This is a genomic window from Stenotrophomonas sp. 220_Sma (assembly GCF_056487375.1).
The window spans coordinates 4,042,076-4,067,743 of sequence record NZ_CM151348.1 but is presented as its reverse complement, the minus strand read 5'-3'; the positions used below and the strand labels follow the sequence as shown (position 1 = coordinate 4,067,743).

Here is a 25,668-nt window from a genome sequence, read left to right as displayed (position 1 = left end):
GGGGGAACCTTGCAAAGCGGGTGGGGGAGGGCCGCGCGGTTACGCGGCCTGTCCTTGCAACCAGACCATCTTGGCGCGCAGTTCCTTGCCTACCTTCTCGATCGGGTGCTCCAGGTCGGCCTGCTTGAACCTGTTGTAGTTCGGCAGGCCCGCTTCGTACTCGGCCACCCAGTTCTTGGTGAAGGTGCCGTCCTGGATGTCCTTCAGCACTTCCTTCATGCGTGCCTTGGTGCCGGCGTCGATCACGCGCGGGCCGCTGACGTAGTCGCCGTACTGCGCGGTCTCGGAGATGAACTCCAGCATGCGCGAGATGCCGCCTTCGTAGAACAGGTCCACGATCAGCTTCAGTTCGTGCAGCACTTCGTAATAGGCGATCTCCGGCTGGTAACCGGCTTCGACCAGGGTTTCGAAACCGGCCTGCACCAGTGCCGAGGCACCGCCGCACAGCACCGCCTGCTCGCCGAACAGATCGGTCTCGGTCTCTTCCTTGAAGGTGGTCTGGATCAGGTTGGCGCGAGCGCCGCCGAGGCCGGCCGCATAGGCCTGCGCGTGCTGCGCAGCCTTGCCGCTGACATCCTGGTAGACCGCCCAGATGCACGGTACGCCGCGCCCGATCTCATACTCACGACGCACCAGCGCACCCGGGCCCTTCGGCGCAACCAGCACCACGTCCAGGTCGGCGCGCGGCTCGATCATGCCGTAGTGCACGTTCAGGCCATGCGCGAACAGCAGGCAGGCGCCCTGCTTCATGTTCGGCGCCAGCACGTCGTTGTAGAGCTTCTTCTGCACCATGTCCGGGGTCAGCACGGCGACCAGGTCGGCGTCTTTCACCGCTTCAGCGGGCGCGATCACGGTGAAGCCATCGGCCTGCGCCTTGGCTTCGGTCGGGCCGCCCGGACGCAGGCCTACCACCACATCGAAGCCGGATTCACGCAGGTTCAGCGCGTGGGCGCGGCCCTGGCTGCCGTAGCCGATGACGGCGATCTTGGTCTGGGGCAGGTCGTTGGTGCTCATGGGGGAGGTTCCTTGCGGTGGGAAGAAAAAAGAACGGCCGGTCGTCGAGGTGACGTGCCGGCCGGTCAGGGGAAAGCGGTGGAGGAGGCGCCGCGCGTTGCACAGGCACAGCCACCACGAGGCGTCGTGGTGGTGTGGGTCCGGGTTTTGCGTTGGGCGATGTGCATGGTGGTTGCGTCTGAAACCAGGTCCTGAAATGAAAAAACCCGCACCGGGGCGGGTGCGGGTTTTTGAAGAGTTCCGGTGTGTTTGTTGCTTACACGCTGGCTCGTCCCGCACCTGTTGGTTGGGTAATAAGTACGAGCACAAGAATCGAACGCAGCGAGGCGGCGCCGGTGTCGGCGGCTTCGATATGGGTTCGCGGTGGCGTGTTGTGATGCAACATGTGATCGAGAGAAACACAGCCGTTTTGGTGATGTCAACCCTCGCGACGGAATTTTTATAGGTTTCCGCTGCATCCAGCGCAATCGCTTGCGGCACAAGGATGGTTGCCGCTGAAAGTGTTTCGGTGAACCCCAATTCACTCCTTTCAGGCCGGCTTTTGCGCGGAATCCGGCGGATTTTCGCCTTGGCGGGTGCGGAGCTTCCGCACCCCATCCCAGGATCAACGTCCATGACCTCTGCCCGATACCGCATGCAGGCCGCAGCGGCGAAGATCGAGGGACCACCCTTCCATCGGAACCCGACCGTGTCCCGACGCCTTGCCCGTTCCCTGCTGGCCGCTGCTCTACTGGCCGCTGTGCCCGCACTGTCTTCTGCCGCCGACCGCATCACCGGCCACACCTTTGCCACGCGTTCGGAGGTGATCGCCCCGCATGCGATGGCCGCCACCTCGCAGCCGCTGGCCACCCAGATCGCGCTGGACGTGATGAAGGGCGGTGGCTCGGCGGTGGACGCGGCGATTGCCGCCAACGCCGCGCTCGGCCTGATGGAGCCCACCGGCAACGGCATCGGGGGCGACCTGTTCGCCATCGTGTGGGACCCGAAGACGCAGAAGCTCTACGGCTACAACGGCTCGGGCCGCTCGCCGAAGTCGCTCACCCTGGCCGAGTTCCAGCGCCGTGGCCTGAAGGACATCCCGGCCACCGGTCCACTGCCGGTGTCGGTACCGGGCGCTGTCGACGGCTGGTTCGCACTGCACGACCGCTTCGGCCGCAAGCCGATGGCGGACAACCTGGCACCGGCCATCCGTTACGCCCGCGAGGGTCACCCGGTGGCTGAGGTGATCGCCTACTACTGGGACCGCTCGGTGCCCAAGCTGTCGCAGTATCCGGGGTTCAAGGAACAGTTCACGATCAACGGCCACGCCCCGCGCAAGGGTGAGATGTGGAAGAACCCGAATCTGGCCAGTACGCTGCAGAAGATCGCCGACGGCGGCCGTGATGCCTTCTACAAGGGCGATATCGCCCGCACCATCGGCGACTACTTCAAGGCCAACGGCGGCTTCCTGAGCTACCAGGACATGGCCGACCACCACGGTGAGTGGGTCGAACCGGTCAGCAGCAACTACCGTGGCTACGACGTGTGGGAGCTGCCGCCGAACAGCCAGGGCATCGCCGCGCTGCAGATCCTCAACGTGCTGGAAGGCTACGACTTCTCGAAGATCCCGTTCGGTTCACCGGAGCATGTGCACCTGTTCGTGGAAGCGAAGAAGCTGGCCTTCGCCGACCGCGCGCGCTTCTATGCCGACATGGCGTTCCAGCCGGCGCCGGTGCAGAAGCTGATCTCCAAGGAGTACGCCGCACAGCGCCGCGCGCTGATCTCGATGGACAAGGCGCTGAAGGAAGTGCAACCGGGCACGCCGAAGCAGCTGGAGGAGGGCGACACCATCTACATGACCGTGGCTGACGCCGACGGCATGATGGTGTCGCTGATCCAGTCCAACTACCGTGGCATGGGCAGCGGCATGGCACCGCCAGGGCTGGGCTTCATCCTGCAGGATCGTGGCGAGATGTTCGTGCTGCAGAAGAATCATCCCAACGGCTATGCACCGGGCAAGCGCCCGTTCCAGACCATCATCCCGGGGTTCATCACCAAGGGCGGCAAGCCGTATGCCAGCTTCGGCGTGATGGGCGGCGCGATGCAGCCGCAGGGCCACGCGCAGATCGTGATGAACCTGGTGGACTTCGGCATGAACCTGCAGGAAGCCGGTGATGCGCCGCGCATCCAGCACGAGGGCTCGACTGAACCGACAGGTCAGGCCACGGCGATGACCGACGGTGGTGAGGTGAATCTGGAAACCGGCTTCCCGTATGAAACGGTGCGTGCGTTGATGCGCAAGGGGCATCGCATCGTGTTCGCCGATGGTCCGTATGGCGGGTATCAGGCGATCATGCGTGATCCGGAATCCGGCGTTTACTACGGTGCGTCTGAGAGTCGAAAGGATGGGCAGGCGGCGGGGTATTGAGGTTTCCCGGCCACCGGGCGCAGCCCCCTCCGCGGTGATGGTTCGTGGAAGCGGGATCATGTGATTGGGCCGGGCGGGTGGGCTGGTCGGGGGACGCCGTGAATCCGTCCCTTGAGGCTTGGCCGCGGCATCCATGCCGCGGACACCCCCGCCCAGCCCACCCGCCCGGCCACGGATAGTTTCCGTGTCCATCACCGCAGGAAAAGAAAAAAGAAGATCAAGAGCAAAGGCAACGGCAACAGCCGCGTGCTGTGGGTTGGGGTCGGATCCGTTTTCCACAGGAAAACGAATCCGACCCCTTCCTGTTTTCCGATACACCTCATCCACGCATGGCGTGGATGGACCAACCGTCACACGTAACCTGTCGGGGGTGGGGCGGTGTGGGTGGGCAGGACCGTTGGCGCCATGGATGGCGCCATCGAGCCCCCAGGGACGGGTTTACGGCGTGTCCTGCCTACCCACACCGCCCCGCCCAACCAGCAGAAACCCAGAGCTGCCCTGGCTTTTGAATTTGCACTTGCTTGAAAAAGCGGTGCAGCCGCAGGCTGCAAAACCCACTCAATCCTGATCGTGCGCGCGCGCCGCCTCCGCCTGGGTCTCCTCCTGCGCCGCCATCTCCCGTGCGATCCACGCATCGATCATGTGCCGCTGGCGCTGCGCCTGCCGCCGCTCCCGCGTGTACTCCTGGTCCAGCACCCGGTACAGCGACACCATCACCAGCACCATCAGCAGCGCGAATGGCAACGCCGCAATCGTGATCATGCCCTGCAGTGCATCCAGGCCACCGGCCAGCAGCAACGCCGCTGCGATCAGCGCCACCGCGATGCCCCAGGCCAGCTTGCGCTTCAACGGCGGATCGCCTGCCTCGTCAGTGGACATGCTGGCCAGCACCAGCACCGCCGAATCGGCTGATGTCACGAAGAAGATCATCAGCAGCACCAGTGCGATGCAGGAAAGCAGCAAGGGCAGCGGCATGCTGTCAAACAGGGTGAACAGCACCGTTTCATAGCCGTTGCCCAGCGCCTGCACCAGGTCGGCGTGGCCGAAGATCTGCGCCCACAGCGCAGTGCCACCAAACACCGCGAACCAGAAGAAGCCCAGCACCGTGGGGGCCAGCACGACGCCGATGACGAACTCGCGGACGCTGCGCCCACGCGAGATGCGCGCGATGAACGAGCCGACGAACGGGGCCCAGGAAATCCACCACGCCCAGTAGAAGATGGTCCAGTCCGCTACCCATGTGCTGCCCGAGAACGGCGACATGCGCAGGCTCATCGTCACCAGCTGGTTGAGGTACGACCCCAGTGTGGTGGTGAACGTATCGAAGATGAATCCGGTCGGGCCCAGCACCAGTACGGTGGCCGCAAGAAGCGCGGCCAGCGCAAGGTTGAAGTTGGACAGCCACTTCACCCCGCGCTCGACACCGCTGGCGGTGGAGGCCATGTACAGCACGAACGCGATGGCGATGATGGTCAGCTGCAGTGGCACACCCGCGTGCAGGCCGAACACGCGTTCCATGCCGGCAGCGATCTGGATGGTACCGAACCCCAGCGTGGTGGCCACGCCAATGGCAGTGGCAACAACCGCGGCGATGTTGACCACGCGTCCGATCCAGCCGCGATGGTGCCGGCCGATGATCGGTTGCAGCATGTCACTGACCAGTCCACGGCCATTGCGGTTGAACTGGAACCAGGCCATGGCCAGGCCGATCAGCGCGTAGATCGCCCACGGATGCAGGCCCCAGTGGAAGAATGCATAGCGCATCGAAGCCCGCGCCGCGTCCATGCTCTGCGGTGCGAGGCCTTCTGGAGGCTTGGTGAAGTGGGAAATCGGCTCGGCGGCGCCCCAGAACACCAGGCCGATGCCCATGCCGGCGGCGAACAGCATCGACATCCAGCTGGCGCGCGAGAACTCCGGCTCGGCATCTTCACCGCCGATGCGCAGGTTGCCGAAGCGACCGAATGCCAGGTACATCAGGAAAGTCAGCGCCAGGAACACGACCAGAAGATAGAGCCAGCCGACACTGCGGATGACATCGGCCAGTACCGACTGCACCACGGTATTGAAGGGGCCGGGTGCAACACCGGCAAGCAGCACCAGAAGCAGAACCAGTGCGATGGAAACGCGAAACACCATGAAGGAGCTTCTCCGATCAAGGGATTGAGGGGAGCGAGCAGAGCTTGCTGCGAGGGGCCGGCGACATGCAGCACAGACCGGGCAGGGGCCGCGGAGGCGGCGGGGAAACACCGGCCGCAGCGGCACGATGCGCGTGCACGTTACTGAATGCGATGTCACGGTTCTGTTAATACAGAAACAGCAGATCCACGCCGTGCGTGGATGGAACCACCAGGAGCTGCAGTGCGTTCTATGCTCTAATGCACACCAAGAAGCGGGGGTACCGCGGCCATGTGGCCACGGTTGAGACAGTCCCTTGGAACCTGATCCGGCTCATACCGGCGTAGGGAAGCTTTGCAGTGCAGCCATGCCCGGACTCCGCCCAAGGACCGTCCGGGCGCGGCAGCAGTGCGCCGCCGCTTCGTCCCTGACCTTCCTGGACGATGCCCGATGAACGCACAGCTCTCCGCCCTGCAGCAACAGGCCCAGCAACTCTCCGAATCCGTGACCCGGCCCATTCCCGGCTCGCGCAAGATCCACGTGCCCGGTTCACGCCCGGATCTGCAGGTGCCGATGCGCGAGATCGCGCTGACCCGCACGCCGACCTTGTTCGGCGGCGAAGAGAATGCACCGGTGACCGTTTACGACACGTCGGGCCCGTACACCGATCCGGAGGTGCGCATCGATCTGTCCGCTGGTTTGCCGGCACTGCGTCGCGGCTGGGTGGAAGAACGCGGTGATACCGAGCGGCTGGAAGGACTGAGCTCTTCGTTCGGTCGCGATCGCGAGCATGACCCGAAGCTCGATGCGGTGCGCTTCCCCGCGCGCAGCCTGCCACGCCGTGCGCGTGCAGGTGCCAACGTCACCCAGATGCACTACGCGCGCCGCGGCATCATCACGCCGGAAATGGAATTCGTCGCCATCCGCGAGAACCAGCGGCTGGACGCGATCCGCGATGCCGGCCTGCTGCAGCAGCACCCGGGCGAGGCGTTCGGCGCGTCGATCCAGAAGATCATCACCCCGGAGTTCGTGCGCGACGAAATCGCCCGCGGCCGTGCGGTGCTGCCCAACAACATCAACCATCCGGAAAGCGAGCCGATGATCATCGGCCGCAATTTCCTGACCAAGATCAACGCCAACATCGGCAACAGCGCCGTGTCCTCGGGCATTGCCGAGGAGGTGGAGAAGCTGGTGTGGGCGATCCGCTGGGGCGGTGACACGGTGATGGACCTGTCCACCGGCAAGCACATCCATGAGACCCGCGAGTGGATCATCCGCAACTCGCCGGTGGCGATCGGTACCGTGCCGATCTACCAGGCGCTTGAGAAGGTCGATGGCCGCGCCGAAGCACTCACCTGGGAGATCTTCCGCGACACACTGATCGAGCAGGCCGAGCAGGGCGTGGACTACTTCACCATCCACGCCGGCGTGCTGCTGCGCTATGTGCCGCTCACCGCCAAGCGGGTCACCGGCATCGTCAGCCGTGGTGGCTCGATCATGGCCAAGTGGTGCCTGGCGCACCACAAGGAGAATTTCCTCTACACGCATTTCGAAGAGATCTGCGAGATCATGAAGGCCTATGACGTGACCTTCTCGCTGGGCGATGGCCTGCGCCCGGGCTGCATCGCCGATGCCAACGATGCCGCGCAGTTCGGTGAGCTGGAGACGCTGGGTGAGTTGACGAAGATCGCCTGGAAGCATGACGTGCAGACCATGATCGAAGGCCCCGGCCACGTGCCGATGCAGCTGATCAAGGAGAACATGGACAAGCAGCTGCGCGAGTGTGGCGAAGCGCCGTTCTATACGTTGGGCCCCCTGACCACCGACATCGCACCGGGCTACGACCACATCACCAGCGCGATCGGTGCGGCAATGATCGGCTGGTTTGGTACGGCCATGCTCTGCTACGTGACGCCGAAGGAACACCTCGGCCTGCCCAACCGCCAGGACGTACGCGACGGCATCATGGCCTACCGCATCGCCGCGCATGCGGCCGACCTGGCCAAGGGACACCCCGGCGCACAGGTGCGCGACAACGCGCTGAGCAAGGCACGCTTCGAGTTCCGCTGGGAAGACCAGTTCCATCTCGGGCTGGATCCGGAGAAGGCCAAGGAATTCCATGATGAGACCCTGCCGAAGGATGCGCACAAGCTGGCGCATTTCTGCTCGATGTGCGGCCCGCACTTCTGTTCGATGAAGATCACCCAGGACGTGCGCGACTACGCCGAGGCCGGCATGAAGGAGAAGTCGGAAGAGTTCCGCGCGGCCGGCGCCGAGGTCTATCACCAGGGCTGACGTGTAACGGGTAGTGCCGGCCGCTGGCCGGCATTCCGTCGTGCGTGGGACCGGGGAGAGTGCCGGCCAGTGGCCGGCACTACCGCTCATCACGTCGCTCCCGGCTATCCTCCGCCCATCACCCTGGGGAAGGACGCCATGCCCGTTGCCATCACCACCCGCTGGCTGGCCATTGCCCGCCGCCATCCTTCGGCCTGGCTGCTGGGTGCCCAGTTGATCGCGGTGCTGCTGTATCCCGCACTTGATGACACCGCCGGCGGCCGTGCGGCGCTGGGCATGTTCGGCATGGCGGTACTCGGCCTGGCGCTGTGGGTGGTCCAGCGCAGTCCGCTGGGCACCTGGCTGGCACTGCTGCTGGCCATTCCTTCGGTGGTGTTCTCGCTGGCCGGCGCACTGCTGGATCGCAGTGCGCTGCTGACCACCGCGCAACTGCTGGAAAGCCTGCTGTACTTCTATACGGCCGGTGCGCTCATCGCCTACATGCTCCAGGACCATAAAGTCACCCGCGATGAACTGTTCGCAGCAGGTGCGACATTCACGTTGCTGGCGTGGGCCTTCGCGTTTGCTTTCGCCGTGTGCCAGCAATGGTATCCGGGCAGTTTCCAGGGCACCGGTGGTGGCGCGCAGCGCACCTGGATGGAGCTTCTTTATCTGAGCTTCAGTTTGCTCTCGGGTGTTGGCTTGAGCGACGTTGTGCCACTGCATCCGCAGGCGCGCGCCTTGGTCATGCTGGAGCAGTTTTCAGGCGTGATGTACGTAGCTTTGGTGGTTTCGCGACTGGTTGGATTGACCATGCTGCGGCGCATGTGAAAATGAACGCCAGATAAAAATTTCGCGCCCCGAAGGGCGCGAATGGTGCTGCAGATTATGTGAATTCGTCGGCGAGAGAGAGCCTGGATGTCGACCACGCGATAGGCGAGGTAACCCGCATAGGCTAGTATTCGCCCGCTTCATTGTTTTTGCGGTATGCGCCGATGCTTTGTGCGGAGTCTGGCTTTTTGCTGTTCCCAGGACGGGAGGGTATCGAAGGCAAACGCTGCCCCGGACCTGTCTCTACTGTGTAGCGGAAAATGAACAGCAGTGAAAACCAGCCCCCCGGATTCGATCGGATCCGGATAGGAGAGTGCACTGTCACTCTGTCCTCGCGCGAAGTCGAGGTCGTGGGTGCGCGTCGCCCGCGTCGGCTGACGCCGAAGGCGCTGGGCGTGCTGCGTGTGCTGCTGCGCCAGCCGGGGCGTGTTGTCACCCGCGATGAACTGTTCGCGGAAGTCTGGCCGGACACGCTGCCGACCAATGATGTGCTTACCCAGGCCGTCACCCAGCTGCGCAAGGCGTTCAGCAACGACGACGACAACGGCCAGGCCTATATCGAGACCATCGCCAAGACCGGCTATCGCCTGCTGGTGCCGGTGCAGATACTGGACGATGTCGAGCCGGCGCCGCCCGCAGGAGCCGATGACGAAATCGTGGACATGCAACCGGCGATGACCATCGCCGAGGTGATGCCGCCACACGTGCAGGCATCGCGCCGCCGCTGGCGCCACGTCCGCCGGCGCGTACTGCTGGTGCTGGGCGTGCTGATGCTGGCCACGGTGGTGGTGCTGACCGCGCTGCTGCTGCGGCGGGCACCGGCCAGCAGTTCAGCTGTGGACGCGGCCGTGGAGAACGGCACGCGCGTGATCGGCAGCCCGCAGCGTCCCTATCGGTTGATCACCGCGACCAGCGGCTTTGAAACCTATCCCACGCTTTCACCCGATGGTTCATTGGTGGCCTATGAGGGCGCCAACGAAGACGGGCAGGGCGGTGGCGCGATCAAGGTGCAGACCTCCGGCAACGCGCCTGCGCGGCAGCTGCTGGCTCCGCCGGCCGGCTCGGTCGATCGCTTCCCGAGCTGGTCGCCGGATGGACGCGAGATCGCCTTCGCGCGGTTCAGCAACAACGGCGGTTGCCAGGTGCTGATCGCCAGCGCGACCGGTGGTGCCCTGCGCCAGGCCACACGGTGCGATGGCACCGAGCTGCTCAGTTTCGACTGGACGCCGGACGGCCGTGGTCTGGTGTTCGGCAGCATGGTGGGGCGCTATGCCCATCGCGGCATCCGCAAGCTTGATCTGGCCAGTGGCCAATGGGAGGCGCTGGACTACGGTGTCGCCGAGGATGACTTCGACTATGCGCCGCGCTACTCGCCTGATGGCAAGTGGCTGGTATTCGTGCGTAATCCGCAGCTGGGCGACCTGTGGCGCATGCCGGCCGCAGGTGGCACGCCCGAGCAGCTGACCAACGAGGCCGCTGAACTGCGTGGCTGGGCCTGGTTGCGTGATGGCCGGACGATCGTGTTTGGACGCCGTGTCGACAGTGAGGTGCGCCTGTATTACCTGGACGTCGAGAGCCGCACGCTGCGCGACGCCGGGCTCGACGACGCACAATGGCCGGCGACGGCGCGCCGCGCGGGGATGCTGGCCTTCGTTCACCGCCGCGCGCAGTTCGGCATCTTCAAGGTGCCGATGGAGGGCGGTTCACCCCCGCAGCGCTTGTTTGCATCCAGTGGTCGGGATGGGCAGCCGATGGCGGCGCCGGATGGACGCCAACTGGTGTTCACGTCCGATCGTTCAGGCAGCTTCGCGCTGTGGTGGGCGGACATGGAGCGCCCCGATTCGCTGCGGCCTATCGAAGGATTGCGGCCTGAGGCACGTCAGGCACCGGACTGGTCGGCCGACAGCCGGCGGTTGCTGGTGGTCGGGCGCGACGAACACGGACGCACGGTGGTCTATGAGATCGCCCCACGTGACGAACGCGTCCAGCCGTTGCCGGTACCGTCGGAGCAGCCGCTGCAGGCACTGTACGGCGCAAACCCGGACCAGCTGCTGGTAGTCGAGCGCGATGACCAGCAACAGACCCGGCTGAGCCTGTTTGATCGAAGCGTGCAGCCTTGGCGCCGCCTTGCCAGCATCGAGGGCGTGTCTCAGGCGCGGTTCGATCGCAGCAGCGGGCGTGTGCTGTTCACCCGCCTGGCGGCAGGTGGCCTGTGGTCGGTGGATGCGGCGCTGGCGCCAGGCAGCGTGCAGCAGATCAGCGATGACCAGCCCAGCCGGTGGCGGTACCGGGCCTGGACCGTGGCCGGCAACAGTGCGATCGGCTATCTCGGTACGTCCACCCGCTGCGGTACGACACTGGTGCTGATCCAGGCCGGGCGCGAGGAACCGGAACGCTGCCTGGATGCGGAACGCCTCAGTGCCGGCAACGGGCTGAGTGCCGGCGCCGATGGGCGCACCCTGTTCGTGGCAATGGCGGTCAGCGACGGTGCCGACATCGGTGTGATGCGTTTGCCCGAGCGCTCGCCGACGCTGCTTCCGGCGTTCTCCAAGTTGTTGTTGTTCAACGGAAATGGGCCTTCGTAATTTCTTCGTGGCGACCTCGCCGCGAATTCGTGGCGATCTCGTCTGACTTTCCTGACGTGGTGCCGCCTGATTTGGCAAAACGGAGGCCTGTACTAGGCAAATCCGTGGTGCCCCCATGCGTCAACTCTCGCTGGCCGATCGCGGCCAAACCGTCTCTCTGGACCGGTCGCTCGACGATGCTGCGCCGACCTGCCTGGGCGTGGCCCGGCTCGGCAGCCTGCAGACCGCAGGCAGCAGCTTCACTGTGTGGATGCAGGTGCGCGGCAGCTCCTGGGTGGAAGCCAAGGAAGGACGCTTCCGCTTGCGCCAGGGCGAGTGGATCGCCTTCGAGAAGGAGTCGCGGCCGCTGGTGCAGGCCGGTCGCAACGGCTTGTGCGTTGGCCTGAACCTGACGGTCGAAGCGCTGCGCGTGCTGGCCGAGATGGCCGATTGCGGTCTGTATGCCGGGCGTGGCCGCATGAACCGTGGCGATGCCCGCGTTGCGCTGCGCCTGTGGCGCGATGCGCTGGCCAGTGGCCAGCCGGCACAGGCACTGCGCCCGCTGCTGCTGCACCTGGCGGGCCTGCAGCGTGGGCTGGCCGACAACGTGCAGCGTTGCCCGGGGCGCTCGCGCAGCCGCAAGCGCCAGGTGTTCGGCCGCATGCAGCGCGCCCGCCTGTACCTGGAAGGCAACAGCCACCGCGTGGTGCGCATCGGTGAACTGGCCGAGCTGACCAACTTCTCCAGCTGGTATCTCTCCAAGACCTTCCAGAGCCTGTACGAGGAAAGCCCGCAGTCGCTTTCGGCGCGGCTGCGCCTTGAGCGCGCTGCCGACCTGCTGCGTGACACCGACATGATGGTCGGCGAAGTTGCTGCAGCCAGTGGCTTCGACAACTGCTGCAGCTTCGCGCGTGCGTTCCGCGCCCGCTACGGCCAGTCCGCATCGCGCTTCAGGGAGAACGGCGGCTTGCTGCCGCCACAATCTGCAAAGTCTCCGGTTGGTTCGCGCAAATACAGCGCTGCAACGCAATCGTAACGTGCTGGGGTGTTTTAACACGCTGCTAACACGTACCTTGGAGAGATAGATGAACGTTCGTAATCCCGCAGTGCGGCTGGGCCTTCTGCCGGCTGGCATTGCGTTGGCGCTGACGCCCGCCTTTGCTTCTGCACAGGAAGCAAAGGATGCGACCACCCTGGATCGCATCGAAATCACGGGCTCGCGCATCCGCGGCGCCTCGATGGAGACCCAGCAGCCGGTCCTCACCCTGAGCCGTGAGAACCTGGAAAAGCAGGGCTACACCACCGTCGCCGATGTCCTGCAGAACCTGACCTCGGCAGGTTCGCCGGCCATTTCCCGTGCGGACTCGCTGTCCTCCGGCGAAAACGTTGGCGGCTACTACGTCGACCTGCGCAACCTGGGCGCGCAGCGCACCCTGGTGCTGATGAACGGCAAGCGCCTGGGCGCGACCACTGCCGGCTACCAGGATCTGAGCCAGATTCCGATGGCCGCCGTCGAGCGCATCGAAGTGCTGAAGGATGGCGCCTCCGCCATCTACGGTTCGGACGCCATCGCTGGCGTGGTCAATGTGATCACCCGCAAGCGCTTCGACGGTGCTGAAGCCAGCGTCTACGTCGGCCAGTACGGCCGCGGCGACGGCGACACCAACACCTACTCGTTCACCCTCGGCTCCGAAGGCGAGCGTGGCGGCGTGACCCTGTCGGCCGAATACTCCAAGCAGGATCCGGTGTGGGCGAAGGATCGTTGGTTCAGCCGCGACGGCGGCCTGGGCCCGAACACCACCTCCGGTGATTGGAGCCCGCTGAGCCAGAACAGCACCTGGTGCGACCCGCGCGTGTGGGGCGACTGCAAGCCGCGCGCTGCAGGCCAGCCGCAGCCGGAGTGGATGACCCTGAATCCGGGCGGTGACCCGAAGAATGCGGCCGACTACCACCAGCTGACCCCGGCCGAGTACTCCAATGCCAACCAGCAGATGATGGTGCAGACCGGCATCGAGCGTAAGTCCGTGTACGTCAACGGCAGCTATGATCTGGCCGACTCGATCACCTTCAATGCTGACGTGCTGTACAACCAGCGCACCACCGACCAGCAGATCGCGGGTTACCCGTACCAGTCGCTGTCGTTCGGTACCCCGCTGTCGAAGGACAGCGCGTTCAACCCGATCGGTCAGGACGTCGAGTTCCGTCGCCGCCTGTGGGAAGTGCCGCGTACCACCAAGAGCGACCTCAAGACCCTGCGCTTTGCGCCGAGCCTGAGCGGCTTCTTCGAATTCGCCGGCAAGACCTGGGATTGGGACGTCGGTGCGCTGTGGAACCGCAACGAGCTGACCAAGACCGGCTACGGCGACATGAGCCTGATCGCATCCGAGCAGGCACTTGGCCAGTCGTTCATCAATGGCCAGGGTGTTGCCCAGTGCGGTACTTCTGCCAAGCCGATTCCGCTGAGCCAGTGCCGTCCGTGGAACCCGCTGCTGCCGTATGGCGTCAACGGCCAGGGCTCGCTTGCCGACCGTGATCTGCAGAACTTCCTGTTCCCGACCTACACCGACACCGGTGTGACCAAGACCACCAGCTACACCGCCAACCTGTCCGGTTCGCTGTTCGAGCTGCCGGCCGGTGACCTGGGCGTGGCCATGGGCTACGAGCACCGCAAGGAAGAAGGCCGCTTCGTGCCGGACGCCTTCCGTCAGTCGGGCCAGTCGACCGGCCTGGCGTCGACCACCACCTCGGGCAACTACTCGCTGGATGAGTTCTACCTGGAACTGAACGTGCCGATCCTGTCGGACCTGCCGTTTGCCAAGGAACTGACCTTCAACGTCGCCAGCCGCTACTCCGACTACAGCAACTTCGGTGACACGATCAACTCGAAGTTCGGCCTGGTGTGGCGCCCGATCGAAGAGCTGCTGGTCCGCGGTACCTACGCAGAAGGCTTCCGCGCGCCGACCGTCGACGATCTGTACGGCGGCACCAACTCGAGCTTCGAGCGTTACACCGATCCGTGCGGTTCGACCTCGCCGGGCAACGTCGCTGGCAATGCCGCCTGCGCCGGGGCTGGCGTGCCGGCCAACTACGTGCAGGTCGGCCAGGGCTTCGCGCCTTGCAGCACCTTCCCGTGCGCGACCCCGGACCAGTTCGTCAGCGGTTCGAATTCGGCTCTGAAGCCGGAAACCTCCAAGAGCAAGACGGTTGGCCTGGTCTGGAGCCCGCGTTGGGTGCAGGGCCTGGACATCTCGCTCGACTGGTACCGCTACGAGCTGAAGAACATGATCATCGCTGACAGCGTTGATCGCATCCTGCGTGACTGCTACGTGCTGGGCAACGCAGCTCGCTGCGAAGGCGTCACCCGTGCCGCCGATGGCCATATCGAGGCGCTGACCTACGGCCTGGCCAACCTCGGCTCGATGGAGACCGAAGGCTACGACCTGGGTGTCAAGTACCGCCTGCCGGAACTGTCGATCGGCAAGTTCAGCATCGACTGGCAGACCAGCTACCTGGCCAAGTACGACGAAGCCGGCCAGAACAAGAAGGGTGAGAACATCACCATCGGTCGCGTTGGTGAGCCGGGCCTGTTCCGCGTCCGTTCGAACCTGGGCGTGAACTGGGAGCTGGGTGACTTCGGTGTCAACTGGACTGCTCGTTACTACTCGGGCATGAAGGAAAGCTGCATCGACGACGCATGGTGCGACGCCCCGAACCACTATGCCAATGGTGAGCCGGATCCGCTGCGCCACACCGGCTCCAACACCTTCCACGACGTGCAGGTCAGCTGGAAGGCTCCGTGGGATGCCACCATCGCCCTGGGTGCGAACAACGTGTTCGATCACCGCGGTGCGCTGCAGTACTCGGCGCCGAACTCGAGCTTCGCCTACTACGGTGGCTTCGACGTCGGTCGCTTCCTGTACATGAAGTACACCCAGCGCTTCTGATCGTTCGAAGTGCGATAGCAATACAGGGAGGGCGGACCGCAAGGTCCGCCCTCTTTTTTTGTAGGGGAATTCCGAAATGTCGTGGAAGGTGAGCAGAGTCACGTTCCTGTCGTGTCGTAATCAACACAGTTGCTGGGTCCACTTTCGGACACTTGCACATGGAGAGAGCGATGAAGAGCACGCTGTTGCACAAACTGTCTGCTGCTGCACTGATCTATGCAACATTGGTGGGTGCGGTGTTCGCCCAGACCGGTGGCGTCTGTGGGGGCGGGCTGTACTGCGAAGAGCTGCGCCAGCAATGCCTGGCTGCAGGCAATTCGAAGGTCATGTGCGATCTGCAGTATCGCCACTGCGTGCAGGACGCCTGCGGCGCGCGCTGATGCAAAAAAAGGCGCGCCTTTGGGCGCGCCTTCGAGGTTGTTCCTGCGTTGACAGCTCAGACCTCGCTCGGCACCAGTCCCATCAACGCATTGGCATGCTCGCGCCACTGCGGCAGCCTGTTGAGTACACCTGCGCGCTGCAGGTAGTCCTCATCCACCGGATCGCCGTTGACCAGCGCCAGCGCCACATGCACCGCACCGGTCACCCAGAAGCTGCGCGTATTGGCGCGCTGCGGCTGCAGGTGGAAGGCAACCGCTTCGATGATCGGCATCGGCAGGCCCCACAGGCCCAGCAGGTAGGCGCCGGCCTCGGCATGGCCGGGGCGGGTGTCACCGGCCAGCGACGGTTCGCTGCGCTCGTTGCGTACGCCGGGCAGCAGCAGGCCGATGTCGGCCAGCAGGGCGGCGGTCGCGCCCAGTTCGGCACTGGATTCGGGCAGCAGGCGCGCGGCCAGGCGCGAGGCGAGCAGGGCGCGCTGCTGCAGCGAATTGCGTTCGGCGGTGGACAGCGTGGGTGCGGAAAACACCTCGCTGGCCAGAACCAGGTCGCGCAGCGTCGACAGGCCCAGGCGGGTCACGGCCGTGCGCAGGTCAGCGATGGTGCGTCCCTGGCTGAAGAACGCCGAGTTCGACAGCTGCAGCACCTTCGCGGCAATGGCCGGGTCGGCCGCCACCAGCTTGGCGACGTCGGCGCTGTCGGCGTCGTCGTCATGCTCCAGCGCCTGGGTCAGGCTCAGGTACAGGTGCGGCGGCGAGGGCAGCTTCTCGATACGGCCGATGGCATCGCGCAGGCGTGGGCTGTCCAGTACTTCGCGCAGCTCTTCCAGGCTGGTCAGCGCTTCCAGCAGCACTTCCGGTGCCAGTGGCAACGGCAGGAAACGGTGAGCGACACCGATCAGGCGTGCCGGCGGAGGCCGGTTGCCGTGCTGTGCATCGATCAGCGCGATGCGGATGGTTTCCGGGCGCAAGGTCCGGATCTGGCCCAGCAGCGTGGTGGCATTGAGATCCGGCAGCTGCGGGCAGACGATCACCGCATCCACGCCCTGCGTGGCCACCGCAGTCATCGCGGTCTGGCCATCGGTGGCGGTCAGCGGCTGCCAGTCTTCCCCAAGATCGGCAATGAATTCGGTCAGCTCGGCCGGCAGGCTGGCTGCATCCCCAACAAGCAGAATACGCACGACACATTCCCCTGGCTGTCTCGACGATGGATGTCGACGACGTGTGAAGTGACGCAATTTACCTAATACGGCGGCACGTGTGATGTGCCGTCGTCATGAAACGTGACCCGCATCGCTCCGGCGGGGTGCCGCCGGAGCGATCCGGTTCAGGCTCAGGCCTTGCTGTCGAGATGGCGCTGGTGCGCCTCGATCAGGATCTGCTTGGCCTCAGCGGCGCCGCCCCAACCGTCCAGCTTGACCCACTTGCCCTTCTCCAGGTCCTTGTAGTGCTCGAAGAAGTGGCCGATGCGCTCCAGCCAGTGGCTGGACACCTGGGCGATGTCTTCGACGTGGGCATAGCCACTGAAGATCTTCGACACCGGCACGGCCAGGATCTTCTCGTCGCTGCCCGCCTCATCGCTCATCTTCAGCACGCCCACCGGACGGCAGCGCACGACCGAGCCCGGCACCAGCGGCAGCGGCAGCACCACCAGCACGTCGGCCGGATCGCCGTCGCCGCACAGGGTGCTCGGCACGTAGCCGTAGTTGCAGGGGTAGCGCATCGGGGTGGACAGGATACGGTCGACGAAGATCGCGCCGGTTTCCTTGTCCACTTCGTACTTCACCGGCTCCGAGTCCTTCGGGATCTCGATGATGACGTTGATTTCTTCCGGCGGGTTCTTGCCGGGCGAGACGAGTTCCAGACCCATGGTCGTGCTCCAGGTGGGGGATGTAGACGGATAGCCCCCCATTTTATGCCTTTGCCGGGCGCTGTGCAGAGGGAGGGGCCGACGGCGCTGCGGGGCGGGGGCCTACCGGGCAGGCCGGGATTGGCTGATGGGGGCGGCCGGCATGGGAGCGCAGGCTGGACCAACCTTCCCAAGGAGTCTGCCCATGAACGTGTCTGCCCTGCCGTTTGGCCTGACCTGCATGCTGCTGGTTGCGCCTTTGGCCCAGGCGTCCCCTTATGTCGACCTGATCGACTACCCGCACCAGGAGGCCAACTGGGACCGCTTTTTTGCCCTGGAAGGCCGTTTGCAGCATGGCTTCGACGCGATCTGTGGCGACACCTTCTGCGAGGGCGAATACAGCGACATCCGGGCGCTGCGCCTGCGCTGTTCGGTGGATGCGGTGCGGGGAACCATCCATGAGTGCCTGTGGGCATTCGCCGCCAGCGATCTGGAGGTGTCCCGCAACGATGGCGCGATCGTGGCCCGGCAACCGACCTGGCTGTGCCGCCTGCCGCTGGTGGCGGGAACCCCGGTGGAAGCCTTCCATGCCGCGCTCGCCGCGCGCAATCCACTGCATGACCCGCTGCCGGGGACCTCGCAGAGCGTCTATGACGGGCTGACCGGGTGCATCCATTGATGAGAACGTGACTGATTCTCATTAACGGAGTAGCATGCGCGGCGCCTTCCGTCTGTCGTCCCGGTTCCGCGCATGTCCTCCAATGCCGCCTCCCTCACCGAACTGCTGATCCGCGAGCGGCCTGCGTTGCTGCGCCGGGTGCAACGCATCCTGGGGGGCGACAACGGCGCCGAGGACGTGATCCAGGCGGTGTGGTTCAAGGCACGTGGCGTCGATGACAGCCAGGCCATCGACAACCCGCGCGCCTATCTGTACCGGCTGGCCGCCAACCTGGCCACCGACCATGGCCGCGAATCGACCCGGCGCAACCGTCTGCTGGCCGACCACTACCTGTGGGGGCCGGACGAGGTGATCTCGACCGAAGAGCAGGCGATGGCACAGGACGAGCTGCAGCGGGTGCTTGACGCGGCGGGGCACCTGCCGGAGCCGACCCGCACCATCTTCCGGCTCAACCGCCTGCAGGGCCTGACCCAGGCCGAGATCGCACGCCGTCTGGGGGTGTCGGTGACTACCGTCGAGAACCATGTGCGCACGGCGCTGCAACGCCTGGCCTGGGCGCGCAGCGGCCGATGATCGCCCCGCCTTGGGGTTGGCCCTCGCTGAAACGTCTTGATCACTGGACCGCGGATGCGGTCTAGTTCCTCCGCCCGCGCTTGAATGCGCCTGTCCGCCAGCCGATGAGCCCGCCGAACACGCTGCCCGCCGCCAATGACGATGCCCTGGCCGAACAGGCCCGGGGCTGGATCGCGTGGCTGGCCTCGGGTGACATCGGCGAGGGGCGCATGCATGAGTTCGAACGCTGGCTGGCACAGCCGGGGCACCGTCGGGCCTTCGAGCACGAGCGCGCGCTGTGGCGCAGCGTCGGACCACGCCCGCAGGCCCGGCCCGTCGAACGCCGGCGCCCGCGGCGGCTGCGCTGGGCAATGGCCGCTGCAGCTGCGCTGGCGATGCTGGTGGCATGGCCGGAGGCCTGGTTGCGGCTGCAGGCCGACCATCGCAGTACGCATGTCGTGCAGAACGTGCAACTGCCCGATGGCAGTCGAGCCGTGCTGGATGCGGACAGCGCGATCGCCGTGCGGTTTGATGCCGATGCACGCCGGATCGAGCTGCTGCGCGGGCGCGCCTGGTTCGAGGTCAGCCCGGATGCCCAGCGGCGTTTCAGCGTGCGCGCGGGCAATGGTGTGGTCGAGGACATCTCGACCGCGTTCTCCGTCGCACGCGACAACGATCAGGTGGAAACCCAGGTCGGACAGGGCAGGGTGCGCGTGGCCAGCCCGGCCGACGGTGGCTGGACCTACCTGCAGGTGGGACAGCGTGCGGCCTATGGCGAGCGCAGTGGCGTGACGCGTCTGCAGGATGTCGCGGCCGACAGTGTGGGCGCGTGGCGGCAGGGTGAACTGCTGCTGGAGCAGGCCAGCGTCGCCGAGGCCGTGCAATGGGTCGGGCGCTATCGCGCTGGCCCGACCTTCGTGCGTGGCGATCTGTCGCAGCTGCCGGCCGTCAGTGCAGCGTTGCGCATTGATCGCCCGGAGCAGGCGCTGGATGCGTTGGCGGCAACAGCAGGTCTTCGGGTTACTCGTCTTCCATTCGGCGTCGCCATCGTGCAGTAGATCCACGCCATGCGTGGATGATCCGTGCCTCTGTGCCGACCAACGGTCGGCACCCACCACTGCAAGCAGCCGACCAACGGTTGGCACCCACCGCGGCAACCAGCCGACCCACGGTCGGCACCTGCCGCGGCCGCAAATCGCTCTTGGGGTTGCCGCGCTTTCATCCGTCTTACTCCGCGAACGTACCCGCCGCCGCCAGTACGTCGCCGTGTCCGCCCGTGTTGCGGATGTCGCCGCGCCCGCGGCACCGATTACCTGACAGGTTCCCCCATGTTCGATCTCCATCGTCCGGGCCGCATGCCGCGCCCGTCCCGCCTGTGCATCGCCCTGCTGGCGGCCGGCCTGGCCAGCGCCGCGCCCTCCGTACTCGCGCAGGATGCCAGCGGTGACCACGCTGCCGTGCAGCGCTTCGATATCCCCGCGCAGCCACTGGACGAGGCGCTGCGCAGCTACATGCGCCAGTCCGGCGTGCAGGTCGTGTACCCGGCCACCCTGGCCCGGGGTGTGACCTCGCGTGCGGTCAGCGGCAGCCTGTCGGCCAGCGAGGCTTTGCAGCACCTGCTGCAGGGCAGTGGCCTGGCGGTGCGCCGGGTCAGTGCCGATGCGGTGACCCTGGAAGCGGCAGCGTCGGCGCAGGCCGACAGCGGTGTGATCGTCACCGATACGCTGAGCGTGGCCGGCGACCGTATCGACAGCGGCGCAACCAGCGACGAGGCGCGCCTGCTCGACGGCTATCGCAGCGTCGGCTCCACCACCACGCTCAACCGCACGCACCTGGAGCGATTCCGCGGTACGTCCAACGGCGACATCGTCAAGGGCGTGGCTGGCGTCACCGCCGGTGATCCGCGCGTGGGCAACGGCTTTGACGTCAACATCCGTGGCATCCAGGGCCAGGGCCGCGTGCCGGTGATCATCGACGGTGGCCAGTCCAGCATGGATACCTACCGTGGTTATGCCGGCCAGTCGCAGCGCACCTACCTCGACCCGGACCTGATCTCCAGCCTGACCATCACCAAGGGCCCGAGCCTGCAGGCCAACGCCTCCGGTGGCATCGGCGGCGTGGTCGAGATGGAGACGCTGAAGATCGGTGACGTGCTGCGCGAAGGCCGGGACTTCGGCGTGCGCGTGCGTGGCGGCCTGGCCAACAACAGCGCCAACAACCTGCCGTCCTACAGCGCCGCGCCGCGCACCGACCGCAGCGCCACCGGTAGCCAGTTCTTCAACGTGGCCGCTGCGGGACACTGGGATCGCTTCGATCTGGTTGCCGCCTACGCCTACCGCGACAACGGCAACTACTTCTCCGGCAAGCATGGCTACGATGACTTCCCGCAGACCCGGCGCACGCTGGCGCCGCTGAATCCGCCGCGTACCGAGGTCTTCAATACCTCGGCGCGCTCGAAGTCGGCGCTGCTCAAGGGCACCTGGCGCATCGACGATGCACAGACCCTGGAAGCGGGCTACCGCCGCTACGAGGGCACCGCCGGCGAGATCATGGCCTCGCAGATCATCCGTGTGGATCGTGACCGCATTCCGCAATGGGACCCGGGCCACGTCGACATGGACAGCTACACCCTGCGCTATCGCTTCAACCCGGACAGCGAGCTGGTCGACCTGCGCGTCAACGCCACGTACACCGATACCGACAGCGTGATGTACAACAGCCTGACCGGCATCACCCCCTGGTACTTCGATCGCCGCACCGAGTGGTACGACGCGCCCAGCTTCAGTGGCGACCCCGGTTACAAGGATGCCTACCGCAATCCGCTGCGGCAGAAGCGCTTCGGCCTGGATGCCAGCAACACCTCGAAGTTCGATACCCACGCCGGTGCATTCACCCTCGACTACGGCCTGTCCTACAGCGATGAGGACATTGCACCGGGCAGTTCGGGGCCGGTCATGCACGATGACCTGATCAACAACCGCTTCCTGCGCAACGCCGAGCGCAAGGAATACAGTGCCGTGGCCTCGCTGAAGTGGCAGCCCGATGAGCATTGGGAACTGCTGGCCGGCGGCCGCTGGAACCGCGTGGATGTGCATGACCGCAACCGCCTGGCCACGCCCGATGCCTACGAGGTGCAGGGCCAGTACCGCTACACCGAGCTGCTCAATGGCAACCCGGCGCTGCCGTCGTGGCGGGCCAAGCGCATCGCGCTGCTGAACTGGTATCCGGACGCCAACGGCAATTTCACCCAGGAATCGCTGCTGGCTTCACCGTACAAGAAGGGTACGGTGGGCGACATCGGTGGCTGGAACTTCTACGACGCCGGCAAGGCGCAGGACCTGGAGGTGCCGGTCAGCTGGACCTGGTCGCAGCCGATCCGTCGCCGCGACACCGCGTTCTCGCCGACCGCCAGCGTGGCCTACCGCTTCAGCGAAGACACCATGGTCTACGTGAAGTATGCCGAAGGCACCAAGCTGCCGAGCCTGTTCGAGACCACGCTGGGCCTGTTCACCGCCGCCAAGCCGGTGGGCGAGCTGAAGCCGGAGCGTGCGCGCAGCTGGGAGATCGGTGCCAGCACCATCCGCTATGACCTGTTCACCGCCGGCGACCGCCTGGCGCTGAAGCTGGCGTATTTCGATACCCGCATCGACGACCTGATCACCCGTGACTACCGCACGCTCTCGGCCGGCCTGATCCGCAACGTCGACCAGTTCAAGGTCTCGGGCATGGAGTTCCAGTCCAGCTATGACAGCGGCAAGGTTTTCGCCGACCTGTCCGCGCACTATTACTTCAAGGCCAAGACCTGCGCACCGGACATCGCCGCCGAGCGCCGTGCCTATGGTGCACAGCGCAGGAACGATGAACTGGCCAACACGCCGAACTGCGTGGACGGCGGCTTCGAGGGCTCGTACACCAATACCCAGAACCCGCCGCGCTACATGGTCAACCTGACCCTGGGCTCGCGCCTGTTCGACGAGCGCCTGACCTTCGGTACCCGCGTGGTCCACAACGCCGGCCCGATCAGCAAGCTGGACAAGGACTGGAACGTGGGCCTGTCGGCGATCCAGCAGCTGTACCGGCCGACCACCCTGGTCGACCTGTTCGCCAGCTGGAGCTTCAACGACCAGCTGTCGGTGGAGGCGGGCGTGGACAACGTCACCGACCGCTACTACCTGGATCCGCTGGCGCTGGGCGTGATGCCGGCCCCGGGCCGCACCGCGCGGCTGGCGTTGACCTGGAAGCATTGATCGGCTGTGCAGTGCGCCTTCGGTGGGTGCGGACCTTGGTCCGCACCGCCTTTGAAATGCGGAAGAGTCCGCTTGCCCGTAACTACCGCTCTATATATTGGTTCTCAGTCCGTCGGCTGGAAGGTCCAGTGAGAGCTCGACATCCGTCCAGTCTTCTTCAACCGGGATGCGATGGAAAAGGCTGAGAAATAGTTCGCTCACGTAGCCAGCCCTGTTCTCGACTTCGCCAAGCGGAAGTTCGTGTGGAATCAGGTTTCGCCAGTGATCTTCGGCGCCATTCATCCCTGCAAAAAAGCCTAGAGTGTTGCAGACATGGGCACGGGCAGCAGGACCGAATGTCTCCAGGACTTTGCCCATCTCACCGAACAGCCAAGCTCTGTCCTGCGCATCGTTTATCCTGAACGCCGCCAGTTCATCGTCCGACATGGACAACAGCGGGTAGTAGAGGTAATGGATATAGTTGATGTTCGCTGCTTTCGCCATGAGTGGATCAGCCTTGCTACTGCGCTCATCGTGATGGAAATGGCGCGCTTCATCGAGGGCCAATTGCGACTCAGGTTCAGAATTCTCCCGGCAAGGGAATTCATCCGCACATGGTGTGGATCTGCGGGTAGCGCCGGGCCATGCCCGGCGCCTTCCTCCAGCCAGTTACAGCCCGGTCGCCGCCTTCACGGCATCTTCGTGCAGCGACTCGTTCAGCTCATCCACCACCGTGGTCCATGCCGCATCGGCCTGCAGTGATTCGGACAGGAACTGGCGCTGGGCATCGTTCCAGTACGGCGCTTCGACCACTTCCACATCGGTGGCCAGCTGGTGTTCGCGGATGAAGCGGGCGATGCCCTCGGCGCTGGCATCCAGGCCCAGCTGCAGGAACAGGTTGGTCATGCGCGGTTCGGTGGTGATCATCGTCGGTTCCTGCGGGAAGAAGGGATACGCCATTATCGGTGCACATGGCCTTGGGGAAAGCCCCGTGGCGAACGTCTACAGCAGGACGACCCCCTTGGCATCCCCCATGAACGCACACATCGCCCCTGAAGACAGCCGCAGCCTGCGGCTCAAGGCCGCCACCCGCGACAGCCATGGCGCGCTGGACAAGCGCATCATGGCCGGCGACATCTTCGCCGACCGCAGCAACTTCGCCCGTTTCCTGCGCGTGCAGTACCGCTTTCATCGCAGCATCGATGCGCTGTATGCCAACCCTGCGCTGGACGCACTGCTGCCCGATCTGGGCGAACGCCGCCGCCTGACCCAGGTGGCGCGCGACCTGCAGGATCTGGAGCAGACCCTGCCGGGGGCCGACATCGCGGCGTTGCCATCCGATCTGGAGCTACCCGCCGCATTGGGGTGGCTGTATGTGGCCGAAGGCTCCAATCTCGGCGGCACCATTCTGTACAAGATGGCTGCCAAGCTCGGCCTGGATCGTGATTTCGGCGCCCGCCACCTGGCCGCACACCCGGATGGCGCGGCGCGCCACTGGCGTGAATTCACCGCTGCGCTGGATGCGGTGCCGCTGAGCGCCGAGCAGGAGCAGCAGGTGATCGATGCGGCGGACGCCGCCTTCCGCAGCGTGCACGGCCACGTCGAAGTGGAATTCGCCTGATGCACGCCTCCCGCCTATCGGCGCAACGCTGATGCGCTGGCTCTGGTTCGCGCTGGGCTGGCTGATGGTCGGCCTCGGGGTGATCGGCGCGCTGCTGCCGGTGATGCCGACCACCATCTTCCTGATCCTGGCCGTGGGCTGCTTCGCGCGCAGTTCGCCGAAGTTCGAGCAACGCCTGCTGGCGCACCCGCGCTACGGCCCGTCACTGCGGCTGTGGCGCGAGCAGGGCGCGGTGTCGCGCAAGGGCAAGGCGTTTGCCAGCGCCGGCATGGCGGTGGGCTTCGCGCTGTTCTGCTGGGGCGCACATCCGTCCTGGCGGCTGCTGCTGGGCGTGGGCCTGTTCTTCGCGGTCAGCGCCGGCTACGTGCTCAGTCGGCCCGCACCGCGGCTGGAGCCCAACCCGGTCGTGGAAGTGGACGACGCCAATGATCCGCGCTCGGCACGCCGCCGTGCAGCGACCCCTGATGCTGATGGAAAACGAGACGATGCTGCCTGCTGACCTGGCCCCCGTGGCTGCTCCTGCACTGACCCCGTGGGGCATGTACCTGGCCGCCGATGTGGTGGTGAAAACGGTGATGATCGCGCTGGCACTGGCGTCGCTGGCCACCTGGACCGTGCTGCTGGCCAAGGGCTGGGAGCTGGCCCGGCAGGGCCGGCAGCTGCGTGCAGCGCGCGCGCTGCTGCTGCAGGCGCCGAGCCTGCCCGGCGGGAGCGTGGAGGCCAGCCTGCAGCAGGGCACCGCACTCGCCATGCTGGACGCAGCGCGTACCGAACTGCGCCTGTCGCAGGAACTGGATAGCCGCGACGGCATCAAGGAGCGCGTGGCCTCGCGCTTGGACCGCATTGAACTGGAAACTGCGCGCGTGCAGCGACGTGGTATCGGCGTGCTCGCCAGCATCGGCGCGGTGGCGCCGTTCGTCGGCCTGTTCGGCACGGTGTGGGGCATCATGAACAGTTTCATCGGCATCGCCCACAGCAACACCACCAACCTGGCGGTGGTCGCGCCCGGCATCGCCGAGGCTCTGCTGGCGACCGCGCTGGGTCTGGTCGCAGCGATTCCCGCCGTGCTGGTCTACAACCACTTCAGCCGTGTACTGGCCGGCCTGCGGGGCCTGCTCGGTGATCTGTCGGCGGCCGTGCAGCAGCTGGTCTCGCGCGATCTCGATCGTGCCGTGCTGCGTACCGCAGCGGCACCGCTGCGTGCGGTGCACTGAG

20 protein-coding genes and 1 riboswitch are annotated in these 25,668 nt (G+C 65.5%); of the genes, 14 read left to right on the top strand and 6 right to left on the bottom strand.

Annotated features, from left to right (window positions below):
* Positions 1–39: 39 nt before the first annotated feature.
* Positions 40–1,014 (bottom strand): ketol-acid reductoisomerase, encoded by a 975-nt coding sequence (gene ilvC, locus ACZLIB_RS19015; RefSeq protein ID WP_032130453.1) that lies wholly within the window; start codon positions 1,012–1,014, stop codon positions 40–42.
* Between the two features lie 613 nt (positions 1,015–1,627).
* Here ilvC and ggt point away from each other — a divergent pair.
* Complete coding sequence (gene ggt, locus ACZLIB_RS19010; RefSeq protein ID WP_458075254.1) at positions 1,628–3,421, top strand: gamma-glutamyltransferase; 1,794 nt, start codon at positions 1,628–1,630, stop codon at positions 3,419–3,421.
* 558 nt (positions 3,422–3,979) lie between these two features.
* On the opposite strand, the gene ACZLIB_RS19005 is transcribed toward ggt, so the two are convergent.
* Entirely contained in the window at positions 3,980–5,557 is a 1,578-nt protein-coding gene (locus ACZLIB_RS19005; protein WP_049400562.1) for a BCCT family transporter, read from the bottom strand.
* Between the two features lie 245 nt (positions 5,558–5,802).
* A riboswitch (TPP riboswitch) is annotated at positions 5,803–5,904 on the top strand.
* Between the two features lie 82 nt (positions 5,905–5,986).
* Here ACZLIB_RS19005 and thiC point away from each other — a divergent pair.
* The 6 genes from thiC to ACZLIB_RS18975 all read left to right on the top strand — a co-directional run bounded on the left by thiC (position 5,987) and on the right by ACZLIB_RS18975 (position 15,529).
* Positions 5,987–7,831, top strand: a complete 1,845-nt coding sequence (thiC, locus tag ACZLIB_RS19000; RefSeq protein WP_032128403.1) for a phosphomethylpyrimidine synthase ThiC — start codon at positions 5,987–5,989, stop codon at positions 7,829–7,831.
* Positions 7,832–7,969: 138 nt separating this feature from the next.
* On the top strand, positions 7,970–8,641 hold the full coding sequence (locus ACZLIB_RS18995; protein ID WP_032128402.1) for an ion channel: 672 nt from the start codon (positions 7,970–7,972) through the stop codon (positions 8,639–8,641).
* Between the two features lie 260 nt (positions 8,642–8,901).
* Positions 8,902–11,226: a winged helix-turn-helix domain-containing protein gene (locus ACZLIB_RS18990; RefSeq protein ID WP_478468418.1), complete on the top strand. Its 2,325-nt coding sequence runs from the start codon at positions 8,902–8,904 to the stop codon at positions 11,224–11,226.
* 115 nt (positions 11,227–11,341) lie between these two features.
* Positions 11,342–12,241: a helix-turn-helix transcriptional regulator gene (locus ACZLIB_RS18985; protein WP_032128400.1), complete on the top strand. Its 900-nt coding sequence runs from the start codon at positions 11,342–11,344 to the stop codon at positions 12,239–12,241.
* Between the two features lie 49 nt (positions 12,242–12,290).
* Positions 12,291–15,149 (top strand): TonB-dependent receptor, encoded by a 2,859-nt coding sequence (locus ACZLIB_RS18980; protein ID WP_478468416.1) that lies wholly within the window; start codon positions 12,291–12,293, stop codon positions 15,147–15,149.
* Between the two features lie 170 nt (positions 15,150–15,319).
* Positions 15,320–15,529, top strand: a complete 210-nt coding sequence (locus ACZLIB_RS18975) for a hypothetical protein (RefSeq protein WP_032128398.1) — start codon at positions 15,320–15,322, stop codon at positions 15,527–15,529.
* 56 nt (positions 15,530–15,585) lie between these two features.
* On the opposite strand, the gene ACZLIB_RS18970 is transcribed toward ACZLIB_RS18975, so the two are convergent.
* Together ACZLIB_RS18970 and ppa are read right to left on the bottom strand one after the other, a co-directional pair.
* Entirely contained in the window at positions 15,586–16,707 is a 1,122-nt protein-coding gene (locus ACZLIB_RS18970) for an HDOD domain-containing protein (protein ID WP_478057763.1), read from the bottom strand.
* Positions 16,708–16,859: 152 nt separating this feature from the next.
* Positions 16,860–17,396: an inorganic diphosphatase gene (ppa, locus tag ACZLIB_RS18965; protein WP_005410935.1), complete on the bottom strand. Its 537-nt coding sequence runs from the start codon at positions 17,394–17,396 to the stop codon at positions 16,860–16,862.
* A 184-nt stretch (positions 17,397–17,580) separates the two neighbouring features.
* Here ppa and ACZLIB_RS18960 point away from each other — a divergent pair, with 184 nt between their 5' ends.
* The 4 genes from ACZLIB_RS18960 to ACZLIB_RS18945 all read left to right on the top strand — a co-directional run bounded on the left by ACZLIB_RS18960 (position 17,581) and on the right by ACZLIB_RS18945 (position 22,853).
* Positions 17,581–18,054 (top strand): hypothetical protein, encoded by a 474-nt coding sequence (locus tag ACZLIB_RS18960; protein ID WP_478468414.1) that lies wholly within the window; start codon positions 17,581–17,583, stop codon positions 18,052–18,054.
* 72 nt (positions 18,055–18,126) lie between these two features.
* Positions 18,127–18,627, top strand: a complete 501-nt coding sequence (locus ACZLIB_RS18955) for an RNA polymerase sigma factor (RefSeq protein ID WP_014038389.1) — start codon at positions 18,127–18,129, stop codon at positions 18,625–18,627.
* 104 nt (positions 18,628–18,731) lie between these two features.
* Entirely contained in the window at positions 18,732–19,664 is a 933-nt protein-coding gene (locus tag ACZLIB_RS18950; RefSeq protein WP_071228162.1) for a FecR family protein, read from the top strand.
* Between the two features lie 270 nt (positions 19,665–19,934).
* Positions 19,935–22,853, top strand: coding sequence for a TonB-dependent receptor (locus ACZLIB_RS18945; protein ID WP_478468413.1), 2,919 nt, complete (start codon positions 19,935–19,937; stop codon positions 22,851–22,853).
* A gap of 90 nt (positions 22,854–22,943) precedes the next feature.
* Here ACZLIB_RS18945 and ACZLIB_RS18940 read toward each other — a convergent pair whose 3' ends face one another.
* On the bottom strand, positions 22,944–23,399 hold the full coding sequence (locus tag ACZLIB_RS18940) for a hypothetical protein (protein WP_478468412.1): 456 nt from the start codon (positions 23,397–23,399) through the stop codon (positions 22,944–22,946).
* A 102-nt stretch (positions 23,400–23,501) separates the two neighbouring features.
* Positions 23,502–23,759, bottom strand: coding sequence for a DUF2789 domain-containing protein (locus ACZLIB_RS18935; protein WP_006390068.1), 258 nt, complete (start codon positions 23,757–23,759; stop codon positions 23,502–23,504).
* A 106-nt stretch (positions 23,760–23,865) separates the two neighbouring features.
* On the opposite strand from ACZLIB_RS18935, the gene ACZLIB_RS18930 reads away from it, so the two are divergent.
* The 3 genes from ACZLIB_RS18930 to exbB are packed head-to-tail and all read left to right on the top strand — an operon-like array spanning position 23,866 to position 25,667.
* Positions 23,866–24,453: a biliverdin-producing heme oxygenase gene (locus ACZLIB_RS18930; protein WP_049400694.1), complete on the top strand. Its 588-nt coding sequence runs from the start codon at positions 23,866–23,868 to the stop codon at positions 24,451–24,453.
* Between the two features lie 31 nt (positions 24,454–24,484).
* Entirely contained in the window at positions 24,485–24,952 is a 468-nt protein-coding gene (locus tag ACZLIB_RS18925; protein WP_049400695.1) for a YbaN family protein, read from the top strand.
* On the top strand, positions 24,939–25,667 hold the full coding sequence (gene exbB / locus ACZLIB_RS18920) for a tonB-system energizer ExbB (RefSeq protein ID WP_478468411.1): 729 nt from the start codon (positions 24,939–24,941) through the stop codon (positions 25,665–25,667). Before ACZLIB_RS18925 ends, exbB begins: the two co-directional genes overlap by 14 nt.
* The last annotated feature ends 1 nt before the right edge of the window (position 25,668 follow it).